Annotated in this window: 15 protein-coding genes; 11 read left to right on the top strand and 4 right to left on the bottom strand. The window is 55.7% G+C overall.

Annotated elements, in window-relative coordinates; genetic code table 11:
• Positions 1 to 129 precede the first annotated feature (129 nt).
• Genes FHS30_RS13270 through FHS30_RS13240 form a run of 7 tightly spaced genes read left to right on the top strand, consistent with a single transcriptional unit; the run spans position 130 to position 8,132 of the window.
• Entirely contained in the window at positions 130 to 1,521 is a 1,392-nt protein-coding gene (locus tag FHS30_RS13270; RefSeq protein ID WP_183910996.1) for an FAD binding domain-containing protein, read from the top strand.
• Entirely contained in the window at positions 1,514 to 3,868 is a 2,355-nt protein-coding gene (gene xdhB / locus FHS30_RS13265; RefSeq protein ID WP_183910995.1) for a xanthine dehydrogenase molybdopterin binding subunit, read from the top strand. The genes FHS30_RS13270 and xdhB overlap by 8 nt, the downstream gene beginning before the upstream one ends.
• On the top strand, positions 3,865 to 4,752 hold the full coding sequence (xdhC, locus tag FHS30_RS13260; protein ID WP_183910994.1) for a xanthine dehydrogenase accessory protein XdhC: 888 nt from the start codon (positions 3,865 to 3,867) through the stop codon (positions 4,750 to 4,752). Before xdhB ends, xdhC begins: the two co-directional genes overlap by 4 nt.
• On the top strand, positions 4,749 to 5,252 hold the full coding sequence (gene uraD / locus FHS30_RS13255) for a 2-oxo-4-hydroxy-4-carboxy-5-ureidoimidazoline decarboxylase (protein ID WP_221197310.1): 504 nt from the start codon (positions 4,749 to 4,751) through the stop codon (positions 5,250 to 5,252). The genes xdhC and uraD overlap by 4 nt, the downstream gene beginning before the upstream one ends.
• 34 nt (positions 5,253 to 5,286) lie before the next feature.
• Positions 5,287 to 5,616, top strand: a complete 330-nt coding sequence (gene uraH, locus FHS30_RS13250; protein WP_183910993.1) for a hydroxyisourate hydrolase — start codon at positions 5,287 to 5,289, stop codon at positions 5,614 to 5,616.
• A gap of 12 nt (positions 5,617 to 5,628) precedes the next feature.
• A complete protein-coding gene (guaD, locus tag FHS30_RS13245) occupies positions 5,629 to 6,933 on the top strand; it encodes a guanine deaminase (RefSeq protein ID WP_183910992.1) in 1,305 nt (434 codons plus the stop codon).
• A gap of 11 nt (positions 6,934 to 6,944) precedes the next feature.
• Positions 6,945 to 8,132, top strand: coding sequence for a urate hydroxylase PuuD (locus tag FHS30_RS13240; protein WP_183910991.1), 1,188 nt, complete (start codon positions 6,945 to 6,947; stop codon positions 8,130 to 8,132).
• A gap of 13 nt (positions 8,133 to 8,145) precedes the next feature.
• On the opposite strand, the gene FHS30_RS13235 is transcribed toward FHS30_RS13240, so the two are convergent.
• From FHS30_RS13235 to puuE, 3 genes are all read right to left on the bottom strand, one after another.
• Positions 8,146 to 8,811, bottom strand: coding sequence for a DUF2306 domain-containing protein (locus tag FHS30_RS13235; RefSeq protein ID WP_183910990.1), 666 nt, complete (start codon positions 8,809 to 8,811; stop codon positions 8,146 to 8,148).
• Between the two features lie 148 nt (positions 8,812 to 8,959).
• Positions 8,960 to 10,192 carry an alkaline phosphatase family protein gene (locus FHS30_RS13230; RefSeq protein WP_183910989.1) on the bottom strand — a complete coding sequence of 411 codons (1,233 nt, stop codon included), beginning with the start codon at positions 10,190 to 10,192 and terminating at the stop codon, positions 8,960 to 8,962.
• Positions 10,193 to 10,234: 42 nt separating this feature from the next.
• A complete protein-coding gene (gene puuE / locus FHS30_RS13225; RefSeq protein WP_183910988.1) occupies positions 10,235 to 11,164 on the bottom strand; it encodes an allantoinase PuuE in 930 nt (309 codons plus the stop codon).
• Between the two features lie 278 nt (positions 11,165 to 11,442).
• On the opposite strand from puuE, the gene FHS30_RS13220 reads away from it, so the two are divergent.
• A complete protein-coding gene (locus FHS30_RS13220; RefSeq protein WP_183910987.1) occupies positions 11,443 to 13,842 on the top strand; it encodes an ExeM/NucH family extracellular endonuclease in 2,400 nt (799 codons plus the stop codon).
• Between the two features lie 14 nt (positions 13,843 to 13,856).
• Here the strand turns inward: FHS30_RS13220 and FHS30_RS13215 are convergent, their stop codons facing one another.
• Positions 13,857 to 14,030, bottom strand: coding sequence for a hypothetical protein (locus FHS30_RS13215; protein ID WP_183910986.1), 174 nt, complete (start codon positions 14,028 to 14,030; stop codon positions 13,857 to 13,859).
• An 89-nt stretch (positions 14,031 to 14,119) separates the two neighbouring features.
• On the opposite strand from FHS30_RS13215, the gene FHS30_RS13210 reads away from it, so the two are divergent.
• The 3 genes from FHS30_RS13210 (at position 14,120) to FHS30_RS13200 (ending at position 16,912) form a co-directional block, all read left to right on the top strand.
• Complete coding sequence (locus tag FHS30_RS13210; protein WP_183910985.1) at positions 14,120 to 15,559, top strand: adenosine deaminase family protein; 1,440 nt, start codon at positions 14,120 to 14,122, stop codon at positions 15,557 to 15,559.
• A 428-nt stretch (positions 15,560 to 15,987) separates the two neighbouring features.
• Complete coding sequence (locus FHS30_RS13205; RefSeq protein WP_183910984.1) at positions 15,988 to 16,404, top strand: DUF4279 domain-containing protein; 417 nt, start codon at positions 15,988 to 15,990, stop codon at positions 16,402 to 16,404.
• A gap of 124 nt (positions 16,405 to 16,528) precedes the next feature.
• A complete protein-coding gene (locus FHS30_RS13200; protein WP_183910983.1) occupies positions 16,529 to 16,912 on the top strand; it encodes a hypothetical protein in 384 nt (127 codons plus the stop codon).
• Positions 16,913 to 17,059 lie beyond the last annotated feature (147 nt).

The following is a 17,059-nucleotide window of genomic DNA, read 5'->3' as shown; positions in this document are numbered from 1 at the left end:
GTAGCGTGGATAGAGGCTTCAAACTGGCGGACTTTAGCGCGTTGCGCGCGACCCAATGAAAAGCTGGCCACTTGGACAGTTATTTGGTTAAATGGCGGGATAACGATAACCCGGCACGGAGGAATAGCGGTGCGGTTCTGGTTGAATGGTAAACAAACCGACGTCGATGGTGTTGCAGCAGACATCACCTTGTTGCAGCACCTGCGCGAATCTCGCTCCAGCCTCGGCACCAAGGAGGGCTGTGCGTCGGGTGATTGCGGTGCATGCACCTTATTGGTATCCGACGATGACGGCAGTTATCGCTCCGTGAACAGTTGTCTGATGCCGCTCGCGTCTGTGCAGGGGCGTCAGGTGTTGACCGTTGAGGGCTTGGCGCAGGCGGGTGAGCTGCACCCCATCCAACAAGCGATGATCGATACCCACGCGTCGCAGTGCGGATTTTGCACGCCCGGCTTTGCCATGTCCTTGGCCGGCGCCAATCAGCACGCAGTGGAGGGTGATGGCCGCGCACACATTCTAGATGCCATTTCTGGCAATCTGTGTCGCTGTACGGGTTACAAACCCATCGTAGAGGCGGGTCTGCAAGTTTTGCCTAAGCCCAATCCGCTACCGCCTGCGCCTGCCTGTGAAACGCGTACAGCGCAGCCCCTGCCGGGCTATTGGCAGCCGACCTCTGAAACTGAATTGCGCGGGCTGTTGGAGCAGTACCCCGATGCGCGCCTGATTGCGGGCGGCACCGATCTCATGCTCGAAGGCACCCAGCAGTACCGCGAATTACGCCAACTCATCGACCTGAGTCATATCAAAAGTTTGACCCGAATCGACAGTGCCGGTGACACCTTGTGCATTGGTGCGGCGGCCACCTATTCCGCGCAAGAAAAAGCCTTGTCCGCCTTGGCACCGGCCTATGTTTCGTTTCTGCTGCGCTTAGGCTCTCGACAAATTCGCAACCGGGGTACCTTGGGCGGCAATATTTGTAATGCATCGCCCATTGCCGACACCCCGCCGTGGTTGCTCGTGCAAGAGGCGGAGTTGATTATCGGAAAGGCCGGCGGTGGGTTTCGCTACGAGCGCCTTGAAGATTTTTATGTCGACTACAAAAAAACCACGCTCGCCGCCGGTGAATATTTAGCGGATGTGCGATTGAGTCGCGCGCGCCTCAAGTGCCCCGCCAAGTTGTACAAGGTCAGCAAGCGTTTTGAGGACGACATCTCGGCGGTATGCGGCGCCTTTTTAATCAATCCGAACGGCCAGTTGCGCATTGCCTTTGGTGGCATGGCCGCGGTGCCGAAGCGCGCGCGCGCCACGGAGGCATTTATCAATAAGCAAGACTGGCGCAATCCAGAAAAGTGGTCGGCCATCATCGACCAAGCCGCGCAGTATCTGGCGCAAGATTTTACGCCCATGACCGATGTGCGTGCGTCCAGTGAATACCGAGCGGCCATGGCGCACAGCTTGCTGCGCAAAGCGTGTCGCGCGTTGGTCGTGGGTGACGACGTGGAGGTTGGCATTTATGCGTAAGCTCACCGATCGCAAGCCCACGCCGCCGCGGCCCCACACTCAAGCGGCACAACTGGGTGGCAGCACGCCCCACGAGTCGGCGCGCCTGCACGTGACGGGTATGGCGCAATATGTGGACGATACGGCCACGCCTGAAAATTTGTTGTACGTGGCCACTGGCCAGTCTATTCACGCCCACGCGAAAGTGTTGGCTATGGACTTATCTGCCGTCTGGGCGAGCCCCGGTGTTGTGGATGTGGTTGTGCAGGCCGATATTCCCGGCAAGGTGGATGTGGCGCCCGTTTATTCCGGCGATCCCTTGCTTGCGGGCGACGAAGTGCAGTACGTCGGCCAACCGCTGTTCGCCGTTGCCGCCACCAGCATGGCGGCGGCGCAGCGCGCCGTTAAATGTGCAAAGGTCGACTATGACGTATTGCCGGCCGTGTTGGAAATTGAACAGGCGCTGGCCCAAGACAGCTTTGTTTTGCCGCAGCACAAATTGCTCATGGGCGATCCGGATGCAGCCATTGACACCGCCCCGCACCAAATTAGCGGTGAAGTTTACGTGCGCGGCCAAGAGCATTTTTATTTAGAGGGTCAAATCAGCCAAGCGACGCCCTTAGAAGACGGCGCGCTGCACGTGTTGAGTTCTTCGCAACACCCCACTGAAGTGCAAAAGTTGGTGGCGGAAGTGTTGGATCTGCCGTTTCATAAAGTGGTCGCTGAAGTGCGGCGCATGGGCGGCGGTTTTGGAGGCAAAGAAACTCAGGCGGCACCGCTGGCCTGCTTGGCCGCATTGTTCGCCCAGCGCACCGGGCGGCCAGTGCGCTACCGCATGCCGCGCCACGACGACATGGTGCAAACCGGTAAGCGCCACGATTTTTTAAATCGCTACCGCGTCGGTTTTAACGACGACGGTCGCTTGCTGGGCGTGGATATGACGTTGGCGGGCAAGTGCGGTTATTCCGCCGACTTATCCGACGGAATTGTGGATCGCGCCATGTTTCATGCCGACAACGCCTACTATTTAAACAATGCCAGCATTCTCGGCTTGCGTTGCAAAACCCACACCGTTTCGAACACGGCGTTTCGCGGCTTTGGTGGCCCGAAAGGCGTGTTAGCGGTCGAGTGCATGATGGACGATATTGCCCGGCATCTGGGTAAAGACCCCTTGGATGTGCGCATCGAAAATCTGTATCAGCCGGGCCGCGATGAAACACCCTACGGGCAGACCATTGAGCAGCATCAATTGCCCGCCATCATTGAAGCGCTGGAGCAATCATCGAATTACCGTGCACGCCGCGCGGAAATTACCGCCTATAACGCCTCCCATGAAACCACCAAGCGCGGCTTGGCGTTAACGCCGGTCAAATTTGGTATTTCATTTACCGCAAAGCATTTAAATCAAGCGGGCGCACTGTTGCACTTGTACACCGATGGCAGCATGCAAATCAGCCACGGTGGCACCGAGATGGGGCAGGGCTTGTACTCCAAAATACAAACCATCGTCGCCCATGCCTTTGGCCAACCCTTGTCGCAGGTGGCGGTGGTGTCAACGCGCACAGACAAGGTGCCCAACACCTCGCCCACAGCGGCATCGTCTGGCACCGATTTGAACGGCATGGCGGCGCTCAATGCCTGTGAAAAAATCAAAGCCGATTTGCGCGCATTTGCCGTTGAGCATTTTCAAGTGGCCGCCACCGAAGTGCAATTTTTAGAGGGCGCAGTAAAGCTCGGTGCCGAGTCCATGGCATTTGCTGAATTTATTCAGTTGGCCTATTTAAACCGCGTGCCCCTATCGGCTACCGGTTTTTACCGCACGCCGAAAATTAATTACGATCGCGCTAGCGCCAAAGGCCGCCCGTTTTTGTACTTTGCCAATGGCGCGGCAGTGAGCGAAGTCATCATCGATACCGAGACCGGTGAATACCGCGTCACGCAGGTGGATGTATTGCACGATGTGGGCAGTTCGTTGAACCCCGCCATCGACATCGGCCAAATTGAAGGTGGTTTTGTGCAGGGCATGGGTTGGCTTACCAGCGAAGAACTGTTGTGGGACGACACTGGCCGCGTCATTTCCAACAGCCCTGCGAATTACAAAATTCCAACCGCCCACGATGTGCCTGTGGCGTTTAACGTGGTGCTGTTCGATCAGGCCAATCAAGAAGCGACGGTACACCGCTCTAAAGCGGTCGGGGAACCCCCGTTGATGCTGGCCATTTCCGTGTGGGCGGCATTGCGCGATGCCTGCGCGTCAGTGGCGAATTATCAGATTAGCCCGCGCATCAATGCCCCAGCCACGCCCGAGCAAGTCTATTGGGCGGTGCAGCAGGCCAAAGCATTTGCAGCAAAAGGCGGCGCACAATGAAACGCCTCAACTGGGCGCAAGCTATTAACCACTGTCAGCAAGCCGGGCGCGGTTATGTGATTGCAACGGTTGTGCAAGCGCAGGGTTCTACGCCGCGCGATGGTGGCAGCAAAATGGTCATCGACGCCGAGCGCAGTTATGACACCCTCGGTGGTGGTCAATTAGAATTTATGGTGCAGCAGTCGGCGCGTGAAATGCTCGCGCGCAACGAAGCGGCGCAAACACTGCAGCCGTTTCATTTAGCCGCTCAGGCCAATCAATGTTGTGGTGGCGCCGTCACCGTCATGCTCGAATGCTTTCCCGCCTGCGATTGGCAGTTGACGATATTCGGTGCCGGTCACGTGGCCAAAGCGCTACTCGCCATCGTGGGTGAATTGCCGATGCAGGTGCGCGTCATCGACTCGCGCCCAAGCATGTTGGACGGCGCGCTGCCCGCAAACTGCCGCTTTGATGTGTGCGAAGATCCGGTGGCCGAAGTGCCAAATTTGCCAGATAACGGCTGGGTGCTACTGCTCACTCACGATCACCAGTTGGATTACGCCCTGTGCTTGGCGCTATTGCAGGCGCCGCGTTGGCGCTTTTTAGGGTTAATTGGTTCGCAAACCAAGGCGGCACGTTTTCGTCGCCGTTTAGCACACGCCGGTATTGATGACGATACGCTCGAGCGCATGGTGAGCCCAGTGGGCCTGCCAGAGGTGCAGGGCAAATTGCCCATGGAAGTGGCGGTATCCATCGTGGCGCAGCTGCAATCGCTCTACTATCAAAACATCAAGCGCCCGAAAACGCAGACGGAAAGTTGGAAAACCATTAAAAAATTGCTGCGTGAACAAGGGCAAGAAGGCCCTTCGGCACAGACCACAGAAAAGGCCGAGCACAAATTATGACACTCGACGCGCCGATAACTCTGAGTGACTTTAATCTGTTGCCCGCGGCTGAAGCCGTTGCCCTGTTGTACGATATTTGCCATTGCCGCGATTGGGCGGAGCAGATGGTTGCCGCGCGACCCTATGACAACCTAGCGGCACTATTGCACAGTGCCGAGCAGTGTTGGCGGGGTGACGAGGCGCAGCTATTGGAAGCGGTGCAAGGCCACGCCAAAATAGGCGATAAAAAAGCCATTGCGGCGGGCGGTAAAACCGCCCGTGAGCAGGGCCAGGTTGCCTCCGCCCAAAGCAGCACGCTGCAGGCGCTGGCGCAGTTAAACGGCGAGTACGAGCAAAAATTTGGTTTTATTTATCTGGTCTGCGCCTCCGGCAAGTCGCCAGAAACATTGCTGGAATTATTAACTGCTCGGCTGAAAAACACGCGCGCACAAGAATTGGAAAATGCCGCCGCAGAACAAGCGGCCATTACGCGCTTGCGCTTGCAGCGCTTGTTTGCTTGAGTCAATAACAACCCATCGTGAAATGGAAGCGTGAATGAAAGCACCTATTACCACCCACGTATTAGATCTGGAGGCCGGTCGACCGGCAGCGGACTTGGCCATTAGCCTGTGGCGTGCTGACCAATGTTTGGGGCGCGGCACCACCGACGCCGATGGTCGCGTTGTCCAGTGGGATGCGCCGCTCGCCATTAGTGCCGGCGATTATCGATTGGTATTTGATGTGGCGCCATGGTTTGCCGCGCAAAATCGCACCAGCTTTTACCCAGAGGTCACCATCAATTTTCGTGTGGCGGCAACCGATGAGCACTACCACGTGCCGCTGTTGCTAAGCGCGCACGGCTATTCAACCTATCGCGGCAGTTGAGGTGTTGCACACATGAGTCAGGCGACCCTCGCGCTGCGCGCTCGCATTCTGCACTTTACCGACAAACCCAGCGCCGATGGCGCCGGTGTTGAATACTTTGACGATGGCGTGCTGTTGGTGGAGCAGGGTCGCATTACCGCCGTGGCCGCCGCCGAACACATGGCGCAACAGGGCTTCGATGTGTCGCGCTGTGAGCATCTCCCCGACCGGCTCATCATGCCGGGTTTTATCGACAGCCACATTCACTGCCCGCAATTGGATGTCATGGCCTCCTATGGCGAGCAGCTATTGGATTGGTTAAACCGCTACACCTTTCCAGCGGAAATGAAATTTGCCGATCCCGACTACGCCGCCGCCATGTCAGAATTATTTTTAGATCGCCTGCTGGCGGCGGGCACTACCACTGCACTGGCCTACGCCACGGTGCACGCACACGCCGCCGATGCACTGTTTAGCGCAGCGGCCAAACGCAACCTGCGATTGGCGGCGGGGCGCGTGATGATGGATCGCAATGCACCTCAGGCCTTATCGGATACGGCGGCGCAGGGCGAGAAAGATTGTCGTCAGTTAATTGAAACCTGGCATGGCAAAAACCGTTTGCACTATGCGTTGACGCCGCGCTTCGCGCCCACCAGCTCGCCCGAACAGTTGGCGGCGGCGGGGCGCCTGTATCAAGATTACGACGGGTTGTTTTTACAAACACACCTGTCTGAAAATCTCGCGGAACTGGCGTGGATAAAAGAACTGTATCCCGCTGCAAAATACTACCTAGACGTTTACGACAGCGCCGGTCTATTGGGCCCGCGCAGCGTATTCGGCCACGGCATTTATCTGTGTGACGACGAGGTGCAGCGGCTGGCCGACACCGGCTCCAGCATCGCATTTTGCCCGAGTTCGAATTTATTTTTGGGCAGTGGCTTGTTGGACATGGCGCGCCTTGAAGCCGCCGGCGTGGGCGTGAGCATTGCCACCGACGTGGGTGGCGGCACCAGTTTTTCTCAATTGCGCACCACGGCAGATGCCTACAGTGTGTTGCAGCTGCAGGGCCAATCACTGCATCCCTACACGGCGTTTTACGCGCTGACGTTGGGCAACGCACGCAGCCTGCACCTCGATGATCACATCGGCAATTTTGCGGTGGGCAAAGAGGCAGATTTTGTGGTGTTGGATCTTTCACCCGATGATTTGCAAGCGCGCCGACAAAGCCAAACGCAAACGCTGGCCGAGCAGCTGTTTGCCCTCATGATTTTGGGCGATGAACGCAACGTGGCGCGCACTTACGCCATGGGCGAATGCCTTTACGACAATAAAAAATAGCGGAGACTTCCATGGAAGCCCTGATCTTGGAATGGTTGAATCTGGCCGTGCGCTGGTTTCATTTGGTGGCGGGTATCGCGTGGATCGGCGCGTCCTTCTATTTTATTTGGGCGGATTTAAGTTTGCGCGAACCCCCGGCCGCGAAACGCGAGCAGGGGATTAAAGGCGACCTATGGGCCATTCATGGCGGCGGCATTTACGAAGTGAGTAAATACCACACGCGCCCCGAGGTGATGCCCGGCACGCTGCACTGGTTTAAGTGGGAGGCCTACAGCACCTGGATTAGCGGTTCCGCGTTGATGGTGCTGTTTTATTACGCCCAGGCCGACATGATGTTGATGAAAGCCGGCGGCGTTTTGTCGGCCAGCCAGTCCATTGTGGCGAGCGTCGTGTTCATCGGCTCGGGCGTGTTGATTTACGAAATGCTGGTGCGCAGTCCCCTGGTAAAGCGGGGAATTTTATTTGCCGCACTGCTGGTGGTGTTGATAGGTGCGGCCAGCTTCGTGGCCTTTGAACTGTTTGCCGCCCGCGCAGCGCTGGTGCACTTGGGTGCGTTTATGGGTAGCGTGATGGCGGGCAATGTGTTGTTCGGCATTATGCCCGCGCAGCGCAAATTTATTGCGGCCGTGGGCAGTGGCGACCCGCTGCCGGAAGCCGATATGGCCTTTGCCAAGTTGCGCTCCACCCACAACAACTATTTAACACTGCCCGTATTGCTGTGCATGATTGGCAATCACTCGCCGTTTTTATACGGCCATCCGCAGGCGTGGTTGTGCATCACGATTTTGGCCGCGCTGTTGGCGTGGGGGCGACACTTTTTTAATCTTAAACATCAGGGCCAAACGCGATACGGGATTTTACTGTCGGCCGCCTTGGGCGTGGTGATTTTGGCGGGCGCCATGGCGCACACCACCCACAAGGCGCTACCAGCCACCGAGGGTGCAAAGGCAGCGGCAGACATTGATGGGCTGGCGCAATTGGTGGCGACACACTGCGGCAATTGCCACGCCACTGCGCCCACGCAAGCCGGTTTTGCCGAGGCCCCGGGCGGTTTATTAATTGAAACGCCGGATCAACTGCGCGCCTTAAAAGCGCGCGCATTGCCCGCCATTCAATCGAGCTACATGCCGCTCGGCAATTTCACTGGCCTCACCGACGAACAGCGCGCGCAAATGTTGGCGTGGTTATCTGCGCAGTAGCAGATAACCATTTTCAGTGCGTGGCAGAGCTAACTTGCATGTCTTCCACCGGGTAGCGCCGATAAAAGTAGGCAATAATCAACACCGCCACCAACAGTGGCCCCACCACGGTTTGCTCTAGTGTCAAACCAAAGTTAATGCCAATGCGCACCACTGCCATCACAGCAAAAGTGAACGCCAGCACCATGCGGGTTAGGTGGCGGCGCACCCATCCGTTGTGGGGCAGCGCTCCGCGTTTCAGCAACAGAATATCTTGGGCCGCCAAGCATCCAAATGTGAGCGCTAGCACGCACGGGCCAAGCACGGGTGCGCCGTCAATTTGCGAAAAGCGAATGGCTTGTAAGGCGGTAAAAATGCACAGCAAAGTGGGCAGGGTGAGCAACAGGCCATCCCATCGGCGGCCGGTGTATTCGGTGTAGCGAGCGGCGCGTAGTGCGCTGGGAATGCAATAGAGCGTGGCTAACGCCATGACGATGGCCAAGGGCAGGAAGCGATGAAACATGAATATAAACGTGGAGAGCGCAACGAGCACCATTGGATAGGCAAACCACCGGCCAGCGCGCTTGTGCAGCGGGCTCCCTTTCTGGCTGCCGAGCGCGATGAGGCCTGCGCTCAGGGCGAGAAAGCCCAGCCCAACGTGTACTAAATAGCTAACTGGATCAAACGGGTCCCAAATCATGGGGGCACCTCCTTGTGTGTATCGCGTTGTGTGTATTGCGGGACAATCCGCTCAAACGCTATGGGTTAATGGGTCTCTCCGCAATGGCGGGGTTAAACCAATTTGCAGTAACCCACACATGTGACATTCCTTGTGGTTATGATGAATGTTAGTTTTGGTGCAATAGGGGGGTGAGCGCAGCTGCAGATCCATCCAGATCTTTCGATGTCTCAACGCCGAGTATCTTCGCCAGCAGTGGCATTACGTGAATATTGTCTTGGGTGGTGTGCACAACGCCGGTTTTGAAGGCGGGCCCTTGGGCGTAAAAAATTCCGTGCAAATCCTTGGCGGCGGGGTCTAGTTGTTCTTGGGCATGCCAGCCGTGGTTGCCCTTTGAAAAGCTGCGCGCGTTGGGCGTGGCGATGTTCCAGCGTTGATCTGCCACACACAAAATATCACCCATGCGTTGCGTGTTGGTTATGGCCAATGCTGCTGGCGCACTCACCGGTGTGTGGCAGGCAAAGTGTTGCGCTGTTTGGTTGAGTGCTGCCGCCACGCGCGCCGGCGCAGTGGCGTTATTTTTTTTGTACAGTTGCACTGTCGGCCCGTTGCCAACCCATCGATAATTTTCCAATAGTTGTTCGCTGCCCGCTTTTACCAGTGGCTCTGTTTGCCCAGCCACGAGGGCCTGCATGCCGTGATCAGAGACGATCACCAAATTGAGCGACGGGTCCAGTTTTTGCGCTTGCGTCCAGAGCATTTTGAGCTGTTTGTCGAGGCTAAAAATTGCGGCTTTGGTCGCCTTTGATGTGGGCCCGTGAACGTGCCCGGCGTCATCCACCTGCGAAAAATACAAGGTCATGAACGCCGGCGCGTCGGGCCCGCGCTGCCCGATCCAGCCAAGCACTTCGTCGATGCGCGCCTGAGTGGGCGTGCTTTTGTTGTAGGGCTTGACGATGCTGGGGCTGATGCCGCCAATGCTGGCTTCTGAGCCGGGCCAAAAATAGGTGGCGGTTTTGCGGCCCTGTCGCTCCAGTAATACCCACAGAGGTTCCGCCAGATAAAAGTCGGGGTTGGTGACCGCAGCGCGCTGCGATTTGTTGTAGGGGCGGCCGATATCCGGGGCGTAAAAGCTGTTGTATACGATGCCGTGATGGGCGGGCAGCATGCCGGTTACCAAGGTCAAATGGTTTGGAAACGTCTTGGTAGGAAAGGCCGGCCGCAGCGACGCCAGTACGGCGCCGCGCTGGCGAAACTCGGTGAGAAACGGTGGCTTATGCAACGCGGTGTAATCGTGCCGGTAGCCGTCGATGGAGATAAGTAGCACTCTCTGGGGTGTTGGGTTGTCGGCATGGGTGGCAACGGCGAGTAGCAATGACAGCAGTGCAAAAATGTACGGCATCGTCAGACCTGTATAAATATGGCGCGCGCACTGGCGCGCATTTTAGGATTGTTTAGTGTGGTGTTGATACGGGTGGTGTTGATGCCAGTGGCGCGCGATGTCGACCCGACGACACACCCACACGTCGTTAAATTGCTGCACGTAATCTAAAAATTTTTGCAGCGCCATGATGCGACCCGGTTTGCCCACAATGCGGCAGTGCAAACCCACGCTCATCATCTTTGGTGCCTGCTCGCCCTCTGCGTAGAGCGCATCAAAACTGTCTTTCAAATAGGTGTAAAACTGATCGCCACAATTGAAACCCTGGGGGCTGGCAAAGCGCATGTCATTGCAGTCGAGGGTGTAGGGCACCACCAAATGCGCAGGTTGCGTTTCTGTGGGCGCTACCCAGTAGGGCAGATCGTCGGCGTAGGAATCGGCGTCGTATAAAAATCCGCCCTCGGCGCGCACCAGTGCGCGGGTGTTGGGGCTATCGCGGCCGGTGTACCAACCCAGCGGCGGCTCGCCGATAACCTCGGTGTGTATGTCGATGGCCTGACGAATTTGGCGGCGCTCTTCTTCGGCAGACATAAACTGGTGATCGATCCAGCGATAGGCGTGGCTGGCAATTTCCCAGTTGGCGGCTTTCATGGCGGCCACCGCCTCGGGGTTGCGCGCCAGCGCCATGGCAACGCCGAAAATGGTAACCGGCATTTGGTATTGCTCGAACAAACGGTGCAAGCGCCAAAAGCCCGCGCGGCTGCCGTATTCGTACAGTGATTCCATGCTCATGTGGCGCGCCGGGTAGGGTTTAGCGCCAATAATTTCCGACAAAAACGTCTCGGAATTGGCGTCGCCGTGCAGCACGCAGTTCTCGCCGCCCTCTTCATAGTTAATGACAAATTGCAGTGCCAGTCGGGCCTTGTTGGGCCAGTTGGCCTGTGGGGGCGTGGCGCCGTAGCCGATAAGGTCGCGGGGGTAGTCAGTGTTCATTCTGGCCTCATTGGAAAAATGCCATATAGCTGTCACAGGGGAGCGCTAGGGTTTTACATTATTGGGGAATGGCGCCGCTTTTTTCTTGCAACTTAAGTTGTAGAAGCGTGGCAATAAATGGAATCTAATCACATTCCCCGTAATTATTAAATTCAAATCTTAACCAACTGGACAGAAAGCGGTTGGCGTCTCGATTCGTTTGGGCTAGGTTGCCATAGGCGCGTCTTAGTGGTGTGGCGCCACTCACCATAACAAAAATGCAGGAGCACAGTCTCATCATGAAGATTCCCTTCGGTCTACGCAGGCTCAGCCTGGGCATGGCATTGGCGGCGGCGGGCTTACAAGCCCAGGCGCAGGTCAACATCAGCGAAATTCACTACGACAACAGCGGCGCCGATACCGGCGAGGCGATCGAAATTGCGGGCCCGCTGGGCACCGACGTTACGGGTTGGAGTTTGGTGCTTTATAACGGCTCCTCCAGCTCGGGCAAGCCCTATAAAACGCACACCTTCTCGGGTGCGCTGGCGAGCAGTGCGGACTGTGATGGTGAAGGTTACGCCGTGGCCGAAATTGCCGGCATTCAAAACGGTTCGCCCGATGGTATCGCACTGGTAGATGCCGCGGGCGTGCTGGTGTCGTTCATCAGTTATGAAGGCGCCTTCGTGGGTGTTACTGGCCCCGCCGACGGTGTTATGAGCACCGACATTGGCGTCGCGGAAACCAGCGGTACGCCGGCGGGCTTTTCACTGAGCCGCACGGGCAGCAGTTGGTCTGGCCCCGCCGAGAGTCACTTCGGCACTTGTGCCAACCCCGTGGCAGAAGAACCTGCGCCCTTGATGAAAATTCACCAGGTGCAGGGCGCGGGCGATAGCGTCACCCTGTCTACGCCAGTGCAGATTGAAGGCATTGTGGTGGGTGACTATCAACGCAGCGATCAACTGCGCGCTTTCTTTGTGCAGGAAGAAGACGCCGATGCCGACGCCGATCCCGCCACCTCCGAGGGCATCTATGTTTACTGCGGCAATCGCTGCGATGTGGATGTGTCCGTGGGGGATCTAGTGCGCGTCACCGGCACACCCAAAGAATACTATGGCATGAGCCAGCTCAACGTCGGGCGCAGCAGCGATGTGGAGCTGGTGTCCACCGCCCAAGCGCTGCCCACTCCCGTTGAAATGACCCTCCCGGTACCGGTTAGCGCCACCAACCTCGATGACGCACAGGCGGAAATCGACGCCTACTACGAGGCCCGCGAAGGCATGTTGGTGCGCTGGACCAAGCCGCTGTCTGTGGTGGCCCACTTTAATTTGGGTCGCTACGGCACAATGCAATTGGCCGATGAGCGCCTGTACCAATTTACCCATTTGCAGCCACCAAGTGCCGAGGGTTTCGAGGCGCACCAAATTGCCACCGCCGCGCGCACCTTGATGTTGGATGACGGCAGCGGCATGCAAAATCCAGAGCCCACGCCCTACCCAATGCCAGGCCTATCCGGTGACAACTATCTGCGCGCTGGTGACACCTTGGCCAACTTGACCGGCCCGCTGCACTACAGCTTCAGCAATTGGACAGTGCAGCCGGTGCCCGAGCAGTTCAGCTACGACTTTGTCGCCAGCAATCCGCGCACCGAGGCACCGCAGCCGTGGCGCGATTCGCTCACTGTTGCGAGCTTTAACTTGCTCAACTACTTCACCACCTTGGATCTAGGTCCAGACGTGTGCGGCCCCGATGCCAACATGGGTTGTCGCGGTGCCGACAACACCGACGAGCTGGCGCGCCAGCAAGCGAAGTTGGTGGCGGCGCTGTGTGAAATGGATGCCGATATCGTCGGTTTGATCGAGCTGGAAAATCCCAATCTAGGCAGTGTGGGCGAAACGCCGCTCGACACTTTGGTGAATGCCGTCAATGCAGCCTGTGGTGGTTACGCGAGTGTACACACCGGTACCTTGGGCACCGATGCCGCCACAGTTGGCATCATGTACAAACCCAGCAGCGCCATGCTCGAAGGCGCGCATGCGGTACTCGACACGCCCGACTATGTAGACCCCATGAACACCGGTCGCGGCAAACACCGCCCCATGCTGGCACAAACCTTCCGCGATTTGCGCACCGGCAAAGTGTTCACACTGGCCATGGCGCACCTCAAGGCCAAGAGCTCATCCTGTGGTGAAGGCGATGACGATGTTGCGCGCGGGCAGGGCACCTGCAACGGCACGCGCACGGCTGCGGTTGAAGTGGCACTGGATTGGCTTAAAGGGCGCCCCACCGGCACGGTGAGCCCGCACCTGTTAGTCATGGGTGACTTGAACGCCTACCGCTACGAAGACCCCATCATGGCGTTCATGCGCGAGGGCATTCTCGATTTGAGCCGCCGCTTTGGCAACGAAGCCTATAGCTACACCTACGACGGTCAGTTGGGCTATTTAGACCACGCTTTGGGCAGCCGCTCCATTCAGCCGTTTGTGCGCCGCGTGCACTACTGGCACATCAACGCCGATGAATTGCCGCTGTTTGATTACAACGGCGAGTACAAGCCCGACAATTATCTCGTTAGCTTGTATGGCGATCACGCCTACCGCGCATCGGATCACGATCCGGTGATCGTGGAATTGTATTTCCGAGGTCGTTTTCCACCGGGGCACGACCCGCGCACTGAAAAGGGCAAGGCGGGTAAACGCTAAATTGTTCGTCGACTTTAGCGCGCGCTAAAGTCGCGCGATAAACGGTGGTACACTGCATCCCAGCTGGGTTTATCCGGCTGGGATTTTTTATTTTTAGGCGCTGCATAGGGTTTGGCATGCGGCAGAATCCCGTAAAAAATTAACTGAATATTAAGTGGGTGCTTTAAGTTGATCTTTAACAAGCTCATTGAATAAGTGCTTACACTCAAGCCGTGTTGCGCAACACCGGTGCACAACACGCCAAACAATAAAAAACGTCTATTGAGAGGTGAACATCATGCAACACAGTTTGACTCGGCAGCTCACCGCGTGGGCGCTGCGGCTCGCATTTATCGGCGCACTGTCGCCCGCGGCGTTTGCCAGCGATTGGTTTGAAGAGATAAAAACTAAGGGCAGCGATAAAGCATTGTACGAGCTGCTCTACGCCATGCCCAAGGGCGGCGACTTGCACCATCACCTAAGTGGCTCTGCGTTTTCTGACTGGTGGTACACGCTAGCGCTAGCAGAAGCAGAGCGCGGCTACCGCTACTTCACCAAAGTGCGTATCAACAACTGCCGCGGCTACGGTGAAAACGCCTACAGCTTTCAACCCTATCACCTGCTGTTTCAAAATATTTCCAGCGCCCAGTTCGATGGCCTGCCCGAATGTGAAAAAACGGAATACAAGCGCCTAGAAGATTTAAACGCTGAAGAAAAAACCGCGTGGTTAAACAGCATACGCCTAGATAAACCCCACGAAGGCCGCGATGAGTTTTTCCAAACCCATTGGTCGCGCCTGGGTGCATTGCTCGCCAACCCGTATCTTTTTGCGGAGCTGTTAGTACGCAATATGCAGGCCTACCGCGACGAGGGCCTGGTGTATCTTGAAACCATGGTAGAAACCCGCGGCTTTGCACGGGCCGACGGCACGCCGCTCACGCCCGATGAAGTGGTCGATGTATACCGCCAGCGCCTGCAACAAAAAGACGCCCGCGCCACTGGTGTCACCGTGCGCCTGCACGATTTCGTGCTGCGTTTTTTACCCAATGCCGAGCAGCAAGTGATCGACTCGCACGGTTTGGTGTATCGCAATCGCGACATCATGGTGGGGGTGAATATGGTAGGCCGCGAAGACAACGCCTTCGGCCACCCGCTGCGCTTCAACACCGCCTTCCGCGAAGCGCGCAAGCAATACCCCAATGTGCGTCTCGCCATTCACGCCGGTGAAGTGGACGAGCCCAATACCCACATCCGCGACACCTTGGCGCTCGGCGCCGACCGCATCGGCCACGGCCTCAACCTCATCACCGATCGCGACCTCCTGCGCCAAATGCGCCACGGCCCCTACTTGGTGGAAATCAATCTGATTTCCAATCTCTTGCTTGATTACTATCAAAACTTTGATGAGCACCCCTTTCCCGAGTACTTGCGTTTAGGCATTCCCGTGGCATTGTCTACCGACGACCGCGGCATGTGGGATTCCAATTACACCGATGAGTTCTTTGCGGCAGTAAAATCCTACAACCTCTCGTGGGAAGAAGTGAAACTGCTCAGCCGAAACTCCCTCGCCTACGGCTTTGTGGAAGATGACATCAAACAAAAGCTACTGGCCGACTTCGACAAGCGCATGGCCAAATTCGAGAAGCGCGCCGCGCGCCAAAGCGCCGCGGAATTTGAGCGTGCAGGGAATGCGAAAAGCTACGGGTTTACCTGTCGCCAGTTTAAATTGTGTTTGTAATAGATAGCGTGTAACTGGATGGCCACCTTGGGTGGCCATTTTTTTGGGTGCAGGCTTTGACTTAAGAGAGCTAAATAAGTTGCGATATTTAGTCTCTGATTGAATGTTTTAGCAAGGTGCGTGCGCCATCAATTAAACTGTATATATATCCAGTATATTAAAATTTAACCGAAAGTTAGGTAAAAAAACCTGACAACCGAGCGCATATTTGTTCTTGCGAAAATAAATTTACTTTAAAATCAAATGATTAAAGCGGTACCTGGAATACATATGAGAACTCACATCCCACATAACCGGCGCGCACGGTTTTAGTTTGGTGTGCTAGTATCGCCTGAATTAATCTTTTTAAATCAATGGCTTGCCGCCGTTGATTTTGACGACAGTCGGCATACTGTGCCGGCATACTAATAAAATGTTAAATGTCCCCTATGAATTACATCGACGATTACCCAACCTGTGAAGATACATATGTAACTTTGCGAATTTACACAGGGGAAATGGCTCCTGAATTTGTCACGAGAATGCTAGGAGTTAAACCTTCAGATACTTTGACCAAAGGCCAGATAGCCAAAGGAAGGAAAAAGCCAGCAATTTTAAACGGATGGTTTCTCTCTAGTCAGGGTGAGGTAGACTCTTTAGATTCTCGGCGACACATTGACTGGCTTCTCCAGAATTTTGAAGGGAAAGATGAGCTGCTTCGAAAAGTAGCCGCAGAAAGCCAAGAGTCATATGTGAGTGTATTTTGGAGTTCCAAGTCGGGGCATGGTGGACCTCGGTTAAGTCAAAATCAAATGGCTGGTCTATTGCGTTTAGGCTTAGATATAGATCATGACATCTACATTTAACAAACAGCTCAAGCCGACCTCCACTGCGTTGCTCGTTATGTGCTTTTCCGCTACGCTCGCACAAAACAATCAACTCCGTTCAGGCGGCTTAGCTGGGCGTTAGCTTTCAATCGAGCATGTGCTTTTGAGTAAATTATATTATTTCGCGGCAACCTTTATTATCGGTGTTCTGTTTGGTGGGGTAGGTATCATATTCTATTCAAATATAGGTCCAACTAGCTCCGGTCGAGATGCACAGGAAATAATCGAGAAAACAAACCTTCTATATACTTTAGAGTCTGGCGGTCTGGAAGATGGAGTCAAAGAACTAAAGTTTAATATCTGCTTTAATCTGGTAGAGATGGCCGCTAAGTTAAGCCCTTATAAAGCATCAAGAATTAATCCTGCGGATGTACACATATACGAAATAGCCATTAAGGCTGCCAGTGCAGAGAATTTAAAAAACTTTGAATGGAATGGCTGCTCAATATCGGATGAGCTAAACACAATTAATAAGTATTTCAAATAAAGCTAACAAAGCGCTCAAAACCGACGCGCCAAAGGCGCGCGCGGTTTAGCGCGGCGTTAGGCACCCAAATAGAATTATGATTCGACTAGTAAATATATCTATTTTGCTCTTTTCGGTGGCCTTGCATGCCAGCCCACCAGTAGATCC

This window comes from Simiduia aestuariiviva (assembly GCF_014192475.1).
Classification (GTDB): Bacteria; Pseudomonadota; Gammaproteobacteria; order Pseudomonadales; family Cellvibrionaceae; genus Simiduia; species Simiduia aestuariiviva.
Note: the sequence above shows the minus strand (reverse complement) of the source record. Positions and strands in the feature narration are given on the sequence as shown.